Genomic DNA, 10,153 nt, shown 5'->3' with positions numbered 1-10,153 from the left:
GCGACGCTTTTGGTCGTGACTTCTGCGCAAGGAGGACGGTGACTACATATAGTTGCTAGCGCCTTTCTTGCTTCGCTTCTCTCGAAGCGGGAGGCGTATAATACGCCGTTCGTTTTCAGTGTCAACGTTTTTCGCAAATTTCTTTTCGAACCGTTGTTAACTCCTAAGAGTTAATGAAAACTGCTTTTCCGGCGTTGTTACTAACTCCTTGAAGCGAGGCGCGCATTCTACATCGTTAAGTACCGATGTCAACCTTGTTTTTAAACTTTTTAATCAGTCATAAAGCAGGGTTAAGCACTATGTCTTGTGAGTGCCTGAAGCCCCCTCAAAACGTGGAGCGCATTATAGATAGGTGGCGTAAAAGATCAACCGTTATTTGACACTTATTTGTATTTAATACCATTTCCACCTTCAAACGCTCATTTTTACATCATTTGGGTGTATTCCATTGGTCTTTAGGATAGTTCTTTCACATTTTATTGTTCTAATTGTTACAAATGAGTAAACTATGACCAGCCTTCATTATGATAATAAACACTAGAAAGGTAGGTATATGAAAGTAGGCTTTATTCAATGCACTGTTATTAGTGCTATCTTTGCAATCGCAGGATATCTGTTGTTTTCATCAGCTAGTATAGAAGCGCACGTTCCGTTAACGGTTTCAGCGTCTTTATTAATAAGCGGTATATTAACGCCGTGGCTAGCTTCACTCCTTAACAATTCACCCTCTGAAACAGCTGCGCCCTCCACCAGCAGCACAACCACTGAAACACTCTATGTGGGTAATCTACCGTATCGTGCAAACGAATCTGCGGTTAAAGAGTATTTTGGTAGTTTTGTCGAAGTACAATCTGTCCGACTCATGAAGGATAGGAAAACTGGCAAGCGAAAAGGTTATGGCTTTATTGAAGTGATAACGAGCGACCTTGACCCAGTAATAGCGAAGACTAACGACTCAGTGTTCCAAGAGCGAACATTAAAAGTTAGGCCAGCTAAAGACAAAGTAGAACAAGCATAAATTAAAAAACCTGGGCATGACCCAGGTTTTTTTTACTCTATTCTGAAGCCGCTTGCTGTGGCATCGCGTTTAATAAGTTTTGATTAAACGTATGGAAGCGATTTATCGCCGATACTAAATCTGGTATTTGTACATCTTTCATTTCACTGATAATACCTGCAAGCAATGTATTGTAGTCATCGCCAGAGCCTAACGTATTCTCAGCATTGCCAAATGTAGACATCATCTTCTCTAAATACTGTGCTATTGGGCTTACAACATTACCGTATTGGTTTTCTGCTTCACCTTCTTCACTATAATGCTTTACGTTCTCATAAGCCTTTACCATTTCGGTTTGTGTAGTACGGTTTAACTGCAACGCATACCCAACTAACTCTTTATTATCGAAACCTAAATTCAACGCTTGTTCGAACGCCTTATCCATGTCGCCGCTATAGAAGGTATCAGCTAAATCTTGTGCTTCACCCACAAGGTTTGCAATAGCTGTCATTTCATCTTCGTCTATTTCACCCTTTAACGAGAAGCTAATGCCACTTCGTTCAAAGTATTCATATTGAGATGACTGCTGCGCCACAATTGAACCTGTATTCGAACTAGATTCTTCAGTATCGTCATTTGCGGATATATACAGCGAAGCCTGACTCGCCGCACTAAATTGTCTGATACTTTCAAAGCTAAGGTTTACTTCATCCCCATCTTTGGTTCGAATAAGCAAACTACCTGATTTAGCATCAGATGCAGATACCGCGTTAAGCTCGCTCACACTCACTGGATTAGGATTGAAGATATTCTGTTCCAGATCATTGATGCCGCCGTCTATCATCTCGCGACTACGGGTAACACCTTCTTCAATCTCGTCATTCATAAAGCCAGCGAGATCCTTTTCAGCCATAGCGAATCCACGACTTACCCCTTCACGGGCCTGACCAAACAACCCTTTCAAGGTATCATCATCCGCACCTCCATCAGCCGCACCTTGAATAACTCCGGTCACGAACCCAAGTACATTACGTGCGACTTTCTCGAAATCGAATAAGCTTTTATTTTCTTCGCCGTCATCTGACTGTTTGCTTTCATTCGGGCGCTTGCCATCAACAACCACATTTTGACTTAAGCTACCACTGAAGACCTTTAAGCCAATACTAGTTTGCGTGCTATTCACGGTGACCGTCGCTGAATGCTGCTTGGTAAACTCGGCTGCTTGTTGTAAGCCTTCCTGTTGAAGCTGCTTCTTTATAGCTTCATTCGGGTGAACCGATGCCTTTTCATCCACTTTCTGGTCGCCCATGAAAGCCTTAATTTGACTCACGTTCATAATTTGATCCTCACTATCCTCAATCAAGTTATCGGCACCAATCACGTATTGTTTAATTTTAATACGAAATTTTTGCTTCTGTGAGTTTTATCCGTTGCACATATAATATAAGGCACTACAATTCGCAGCCTTATTTAAATGATGTTCGGAGAACCACATGACAACCACCACTGCAAAAAACTATCAAGCTCAACTCGATGAGAAAGTGGATCGGTTAGGTACTCTCCTTGCGCCATTTAACGCCCCTACCCTGTCGGTGTATCCGTCTAAACCTGAGAACTACCGCATGCGAGCTGAATTTCGCGTATGGCATGACGGTGACGATCTTTATCACATCATGTTCGATCAGGGGTCTAAAGAGAAATACCGCGTAGATACATTTCCACCAGCAAGTGAAACCATCAACAGTGCAATGCAGCAGTTAATAGAATATTTAAAGCCAAATGAACTGCTGCGCAAAAAGCTTTTCCAAATTGATTATTTAACTGGGCTATCCGGCGAACTGGTTATTAGCCTTCTTTATCACAAGACGCTTGATGATGAATGGGAAGCGCAAGCTGAACTGCTTCGTACCTTTTTAGCTACGCAATTTACCGCGGTAAGCATTATTGGGCGGGCTAGAAAGCAAAAACGCATTGTGGGTAACGATTTTATTATAGAACGTTTACCTATTAATGGCCGTGAGTTTGAATTCAAACATATCGAAAATAGCTTTACTCAACCTAACGCAGAAGTAAATTGCAGCATGATTGAGTGGTCACTTGAATGCTCTGCTTCCCTAACTGGCGATTTACTCGAAATGTATTGTGGTGCAGGGAACTTCTCAATGCCATTGGCAGTTCATTTTGACAACGTGATAGGAACCGAAATAGCAAAGCCTTCGGTACAAGCGGCGCAATACAATATTGCGGCAAACCACTTAGATAACGTGAAAATTGTTAGGCTTTCTGCAGAAGAGTTTACTGAAGCAATGAAAGGGGAAAGAACCTTCTCTCGTTTAGAAGGTATCAACTTAACTGAATACAATTTTACTACTGTATTGGTCGACCCACCTCGAGCAGGGTTAGACGTAGATTCATTAAAGATGATTCAAGGGTACGATAATATTATCTATATTTCTTGTAACCCTGAAACCTTAGCTGAAAACTTAAGCCTGCTTTGTGAAACTCACGAAGTAGCGAATGCGGCGCTGTTCGATCAATTCCCGTTCACCCACCATATAGAAGCAGGTGTGTTACTCACCAAAAAGTAATGCTCTGTATATTGTGAATGTCGCATGTTGTGAATGAATTCGCAGCAGGTTTAGATTTTAAAGTTTAAGATGCGTCGGAAGATGTCTCTGATGAAAGCTTCGACATTGCGCCCAATTGCACGAAACGTAATTGGGCTTTAACCCTTTCGCCAATTTCAATCTTCAACTTAGTATCAGCTTCTAGTGCTTCTGCCCCTGCACTAAAAACCAACCTAACCATAGCATCCGCTTGGAGCTGCGCAATATTGTACTCTACGCTTTGTTGCTCGATGATGTAATCGGTTAGCTCTTCAATAAAATGTTGAATTTCGCGAAAAACCGCCATTCGGTATGCAGCTGATGTGCCTGTATGTTCCCGCAACAATAATCTAAATACATTCTTGTTTGCAGAAATGAACTCCATAAAAGTTTCAACTGACGTGTGGATTACCCCGCCACCTGAAGCAATTCGACGGCGAGCCTGGCGCATTAATTGACGAAGAGCTAATCCAGCTTCATCCACCAGCGTTAACCCTAATTCATCCATGTCTTTAAAGTGTCGATAGAAAGACGTTGGTGCAATGCCAGCTTCTCGTGCTACTTCACGTAAGCTAATAGCAGACAAACTACGGTTTTCATCCAGTAATAGGAATGCCGCATGAATGATATTTTGGCGGGTTTTAAGCTTTTGTTCCTGACGAGTCACAATAATACCAGTTTGTTAGTCTTCACTAGTCTATCGCATGAGTACCTATAGGGAGAAGCTTAAATTTATTCTGCGTTAGAACGAGGCTAAAATAACCCTCGCGCCATTCCCCCATCCAGCACAATATTCTGTCCTACCGTGAACTTTGCCGCTTCTGAACAAAGCAAAGCAACAAACTGCGCGAGGTCATTAGGTTCACCCAAAGTTTGAGTAGGGATATCAAATAAGTCCAACGTCATTTTGTGAACAAGCTCTGGCGTTAAGTTTTCAACAGCTTCTTTTCCATAACGAGCCTCTATCATCGCTTCATGCGGCTTCGCGAGCTCGAGCATGCCCTCTGTAGCATACATCCCTGGCAATACATTGTTCATTACCACGTTGTGTTTTGCTAAATCTCTAGACACCACAGACGTATAATTTGCTAATGCAGATCGTGCTGGGCCGGACATTAAGCGCATATCAAGGGGGTACTTGGCCGCAACAGTAGCAATATTCACGATCCTACCCCACTTTTTATCAACCATACTTTGACTGAAGCGTTTCATGAGTTCCACTGGTCCAATTAGGCCTGACTCAACTGACGTAATCCAATCTTGTTCGGTGATATCGTTATAATTCCAAACTAGTGAAGGTGGTGAAATGGTAATAACTAAAATATCCGGAGTATCGCAGCACTCAAAAAGTTTATCGCGCCCTTTTTGGGTAGCGTGATCAGCAACCACTGGCGTAACACTTACCTTAAAACGGGCTCGTATTTCATCTGCTGCAGTAAATAATCTTTGCGCTCTTCTAGCCGAGATAACTAAATTTACACCCGCTTCTGCCAACGCCAATGCAGTAGCTTTACCCATACCCGCACTGCCGCCGGCAACAATTGCCGTTTTGCCTTTAATACCTAAATCCATTTCTAAACCTGTATAGTTGAAATTCATGAAGGTATATACTTTACGACTGAGCTATACCAATACACAGGGTTAGATAGGCCAAATCTATGGTTAATAATGGCCAAATTTTTGTAGGCTAATATTAGTTGTGTTTCAATTTTCGCTAAAGCACTAGGCCCGCCATTGAGCCGGAGAAATACCGGTCCATTTTTTAAAAGCTTTACTAAAATTAGATGGGTCATTGAACCCTAATTTATCCGCGATAACGGAAACACTGGTGTAACCTTGCGCGAGAAATTTTTTCGCTGTTTTAGCCCGCTCTTCGTCTAGTACTTTTTGATAGCTGGTATCACAGCGATTTAACTCTCGTCGATAAGTGCGCGATGACATAAAAAAGTGAGCCGAAGCATCATCCAATGAAGGAGATAGTCTTGGATGTGTGTGAATAAAATCTCTAGTACGGGCTATTAAGTCCTTTTGATTAAGGTGCAAGGCATCTTGCTTTATACATAAGGCATACATTTCTTTCTGTGTAATAGGGTCGGCAGTAGCTAATGAATAGGACAAAAACACCGAGTCTATAACCACCCGCGTTCTCTTACTTTCGAACACTACTGGGTACTTTCCCCCCGCAATAACATGACTCCAATGATCAGGTTCACTGCATGCCATTTCTATTCTTTTTATTGCTAGCGGTTCTGAAAAGCACAAACGAATAACTTGCACTGCGCCATTAACAGCTGCAGACAACAAAAAATAGCGGGTATCACTTAAGGGTAAAATATCTTCGAAGGTTAAGTATGCTTCAGCTTCATTTACTTCAACATTTATCTTAAAAAGTAGAGTACGTAAATGTAGGAAGCGCGCGATAACATTCAAGAAACCACCAAGTGTTGCACAACTTAGCGCCGCATAACCTAGTGAGCCCAATGTCGTAAGTTGAATTTGCTCACCAAACTCCCATCCAAGATTCTCGTTTGCCGTCACTGCTAATGCATTAGTAACTAACCTTTGATGATCGTTAAAACTCATCTTGCAATGGCTATTATTGAAGTCAGTATCTTTAAGCATACATCCATTCAAGAGGGACTTTGACGAATACCCCGCTGCAGAAGCATTTTGAAAAGCGTTCTGGGAAAATAAATTGGCAATGCTGATTGCTCGTAGGTGAAATAGCTCTTCCTCAATATCTTCTCCGTAGCGTTTTACAGTGACTGTTGTTAATGTATACCTAACTATTAACAACCTGTTAACCATTGTGGCCAGATATCACCGATTCTTGGCCGGAAATGTCCTATCACTCTGTGTAAATATCGACCTACACCTACAAAATAAACTGATCTAATAATGAAAAAAAGTATTCAGCCTTACGTGCTACGGTTAATTTCGAGTGACACGCTACGAAGTATTAAACGTGCCTATTATACTTGTGCGCGCCTTTTTACTCGCGATGTACCTAAATTAGAGGTTTTCATTAAAGTAGATGACCCTTACTCACTTCTACTTGTTCAAGCTTTACCTACACTAGAAGAAAAGTATCGCGTCACAATAACAGCTCGCGTCGTTATCAATTCAGATCCAGTAATGTTTCCCGAATTGGCTATGTGGAACCAACACTCAGTTAACGATGCGATGCATTTAGCAAACGTCTACCGCCTTGAGTTTCCGTGCTCGGCTACTGGGGTTACTCGCCAAGCTGGCTCAGTTTTTACTGCGTCCTATGCAATTCAGCAAAAAATAGATGAAGGCGCTTCATGGACAGGCATTGCTGAATTGCTACTCGCCTATTGGAACGGAGATCATATTAATGCCTCGACGAGCGTTAATGAGGCGGCATTAGAAAAACGCTTTGAAGCACACCTACACCAGCTTTCCTCGAAAGGTCACTATCTGCCCGCCACGATTTTTTACGATGGCGAATGGTATTGGGGTGTAGATAGGCTCGATCACCTAGAACGTCGACTTATCGATGAAGGCTATGCAAATCAAACCAACACGCAAATTGAATTTAATAAAACCTACGCATCGTTACTTCAGTCTTTCAACGTTTCGATAGATACAAAAAAATGCGCTGAACCCTTAACGCTTTTTTGGTCTGCCCGTAGTCCCTATTCTTATATTGCGTTGTTACAGGCGGTAAAACTAACCAGCCACTACGGTATTCCCCTTGAAGTAAAGCCGGTACTACCGATGATGATGCGTGGGTTATATGTCCCTCCTAAAAAAGCCATTTATATTTTTCTAGACACAAAGCGCGAAGCGCAGAAATTCGGGATCGATTATGGATTTCTTGCTGACCCGTTAGGTGAAGGTGTAGAGCGATGCTACGCATTACTAGCCTATGCCCGAGCGAACAATAAATACGCAGACTATTTGCTGTCGTTCGCGAAGTTGGTAAATGCTCATGGTGTTAGAGCAGATACTGATAGTGGAATGAGAAAAATAGTAGAAGGAGCAGGTTTGTCTTGGCAGGAAGCGAAGTTGCATCTAACCAATACTGACTGGAAAGAAGAGGTCAGTGCAAACCAAGCGGATATATACCAAAAAGGCAGCTGGGGTGTACCTGTTTTCAGATATAAAGATATTCAGGTATGGGGCCAAGATAGATTGTTTGTTATGGAAGATGCCATTCGGCAAAACCTTAACCCGCATAATCTTAACCCGCATAAAAGTGCCTCTCGTGATGGAGCACTACATAGCACTCACAAAGCAGTAGGTAATTTAAATGGCGAATGAAACGGACAACTTGACCAACTGGCACAAAAGCGGTCAAACATTTATGCATCACGGTTATGATATTTTTTATCAAGACAGTGACCCGTTAAATAGTCACCCTACCGACAAACTCACAGTGCTGCTTATACATGGGTTTCCAACCGCAAGTTGGGATTGGCATAAAATATGGCCAGCGCTGTGCGAACGTTATCGAGTTATCACGTTAGATATGATGGGGTTTGGTTTTTCTAGCAAGCCGGTGCGCTACGAATACAGTATTGCCGAACAAGCGTCGTTATTCGAAGCTTTGTTGGCTTACTTGAATATAACACTGTGCCATGTCGTTGCTCACGATTATGGCGACACTGTAGCCCAAGAGATGTTAGCACGTCAGAGGGAAAGAAGCGGTTCATCTGTTTTACGTTTTAACTCAGTCACCCTGCTTAACGGAGGGCTCTTTCCCGAAACCCATAGGGCGAAACGCATACAAAAGCTTTTAAATAGCCCGTTAGGTAAGATTATTGGCTTATGCATGAGTAAAAAAAGTATCGCTCGCAGCATGTGCGATGTATTTGGTGAGCGCACTCAACCTAGTGAACAAGACTTAGAAGACTTTTGGCAATTAATAAATGGTCGAGGAGGACGGCAGGTTTTCCATAAGCTAATTCGCTATATGAACGAGCGAATTACACACAGAGAAAGATGGGTTGATGCTCTAAAACATAGCCCCTGCCCGATTCAAATAATCAATGGGAGTGCGGATGCTATCTCTGGTGAACATATGGTTCAAAGATATGAAGAAATTATCACCAGGCAGCATATTGTAAAACTGCCTAATATTGGTCACTACCCTCAGCTAGAAGCGCCTATCGATGTAAGTAATTCAATAATTTCCTTTATAAACAACATTGAAACGCCCTTAGCATAAAGTGTAGTAGGCAATTTTTTGAAGCTTACTATAATTAAAGTTTACACACGTAAGCAGAACTTCTGTCCATTCTGCTTGCCTGATGAGCAATAAAACGATAAATTAGCGCACAGTTGTAAGCTGAGTTGTAGAAAATGAATAAACCACCTCTTATCCTGACGAATGTCTTAGTGTTCATAATTACCGGCGCCATCGCCTTTATTGGCGTACCTGTATGGGTTATCAATCATGGAATTGATTGGGCGGAAATAGGCACTGCGATTTTCTTATTTTATTTCACTGGTATGTCAATTACTGCCGGTTACCATCGTCTGTGGTCACATAAAACCTATGATGCGAATATTGTCGTGCGCGTAATACTTGCTATCGGCGGCGCAATGGCACTGCAAAATAGCATTTTGCACTGGAGTTCAGATCACAGAATTCATCACCGTCATGTAGATGACAACGAAAAAGATCCTTATTCAGCAAAACGCGGTTTGTGGTTTGCACACATTGGTTGGATGCTCCGCGAGTATCAAGAAAAGCGATATGACGACTATAGAAACTGCAAAGACTTGCAGAAAGATAAGGTTGTTATGTGGCAACACAACTACTACCTGCCTATCGTTCTTGCTGCTAACTTTGGCGTTACTGGCTTTTTAGGTTGGTTGAATGGCGACATCCTGGGCATGATTTTAGTGGCTGGCGTATTGCGCTTGGTGCTTGTTCATCACGTCACTTTCTTTATTAATTCCTTAGCACATTTCTGGGGAAACCAGCCGTACACTGATTCAAACACGGCCAGAGATAACGGCGTGCTAGCATTCTTCACTTTTGGTGAGGGCTATCACAATTACCATCATATCTTTGAATATGACTATCGCAACGGTATTCGTTGGTATCAGTTCGATCCAACAAAATGGTTAATCCGTGGACTGTCTTACGTGGGCTTAACATATAATCTGCGTCGCGTACCTGAAGAGCGTATTGAAAAAGCAAGAGCGGCAATGCAATTGCAACGCGCTAGCGAACAAGTCTCTGTATTGCCCAACGCAGAAGAGCTTATGCACACTATTGAGCAAGAGTACGAGCTACTTATGCAACGTATGTCTGATTACTATGCGGCGAAAAAGCGTTTGATGAAGGTAAAGCAAAAATCACTCAAACGCTCAATAGAGGGTTTAGAGCTTACCTACAAGTACAAAGAGCTTAAGCATGCGTTAGCCGTTCAAAAAGAAAAGTGGCTACAATTACAAAGTCTATCGCTTCATACCGCGTAGATTATTGGCTCCACCCGCTTTATTTAAAAACCCACATGCGCTTTGCACATGTGGGTTTTGTTTATTTGGCGATTAGCACTAGAGTTAGTGTTAC

Annotated in this window: 9 protein-coding genes; 5 read left to right on the top strand and 4 right to left on the bottom strand. The window is 42.2% G+C overall.

Annotated features, from left to right (window positions below; all coding sequences use genetic code 11):
* The first annotated feature begins 553 nt into the window (after positions 1–553).
* Entirely contained in the window at positions 554–1,018 is a 465-nt protein-coding gene (locus J8L84_RS17620; RefSeq protein WP_057789431.1) for an RNA-binding protein, read from the top strand.
* Between the two features lie 37 nt (positions 1,019–1,055).
* On the opposite strand, the gene J8L84_RS17615 is transcribed toward J8L84_RS17620, so the two are convergent.
* Positions 1,056–2,333 carry a DUF5610 domain-containing protein gene (locus tag J8L84_RS17615; protein WP_211071841.1) on the bottom strand — a complete coding sequence of 426 codons (1,278 nt, stop codon included), beginning with the start codon at positions 2,331–2,333 and terminating at the stop codon, positions 1,056–1,058.
* Positions 2,334–2,490: 157 nt separating this feature from the next.
* On the opposite strand from J8L84_RS17615, the gene trmA reads away from it, so the two are divergent.
* A complete protein-coding gene (gene trmA / locus J8L84_RS17610; protein ID WP_211071840.1) occupies positions 2,491–3,585 on the top strand; it encodes a tRNA (uridine(54)-C5)-methyltransferase TrmA in 1,095 nt (364 codons plus the stop codon).
* Positions 3,586–3,649: 64 nt separating this feature from the next.
* Here the strand turns inward: trmA and fabR are convergent, their stop codons facing one another.
* The 3 genes from fabR to J8L84_RS17595 form a co-directional block, all read right to left on the bottom strand.
* The gene (gene fabR, locus J8L84_RS17605; protein ID WP_211071839.1) at positions 3,650–4,270 is read right to left on the bottom strand and encodes an HTH-type transcriptional repressor FabR; all 621 of its coding nucleotides are present in this window, start codon (positions 4,268–4,270) and stop codon (positions 3,650–3,652) included.
* 86 nt (positions 4,271–4,356) lie between these two features.
* A complete protein-coding gene (locus J8L84_RS17600) occupies positions 4,357–5,202 on the bottom strand; it encodes an SDR family oxidoreductase (RefSeq protein ID WP_211071838.1) in 846 nt (281 codons plus the stop codon).
* A gap of 123 nt (positions 5,203–5,325) precedes the next feature.
* A complete protein-coding gene (locus tag J8L84_RS17595; protein WP_282100456.1) occupies positions 5,326–6,411 on the bottom strand; it encodes an AraC family transcriptional regulator in 1,086 nt (361 codons plus the stop codon).
* 90 nt (positions 6,412–6,501) lie between these two features.
* Here J8L84_RS17595 and J8L84_RS17590 point away from each other — a divergent pair, with 90 nt between their 5' ends.
* The 3 genes from J8L84_RS17590 (at position 6,502) to J8L84_RS17580 (ending at position 10,059) form a co-directional block, all read left to right on the top strand.
* A complete protein-coding gene (locus J8L84_RS17590) occupies positions 6,502–7,890 on the top strand; it encodes a DsbA family protein (protein ID WP_211071836.1) in 1,389 nt (462 codons plus the stop codon).
* Positions 7,880–8,797 carry an alpha/beta hydrolase gene (locus J8L84_RS17585; protein ID WP_211071835.1) on the top strand — a complete coding sequence of 306 codons (918 nt, stop codon included), beginning with the start codon at positions 7,880–7,882 and terminating at the stop codon, positions 8,795–8,797. The genes J8L84_RS17590 and J8L84_RS17585 overlap by 11 nt, the downstream gene beginning before the upstream one ends.
* Before the next feature lie 134 nt (positions 8,798–8,931).
* Positions 8,932–10,059 (top strand): fatty acid desaturase, encoded by a 1,128-nt coding sequence (locus J8L84_RS17580; RefSeq protein WP_211071834.1) that lies wholly within the window; start codon positions 8,932–8,934, stop codon positions 10,057–10,059.
* Positions 10,060–10,153 lie beyond the last annotated feature (94 nt).

Origin of the sequence: Alteromonas sp. MMG017 (assembly GCF_018100795.1) — a bacterium.
Classification (GTDB): domain Bacteria; phylum Pseudomonadota; class Gammaproteobacteria; order Enterobacterales; family Alteromonadaceae; genus Alteromonas.
This window is presented reverse-complemented; position numbering and strand designations above follow the sequence as displayed.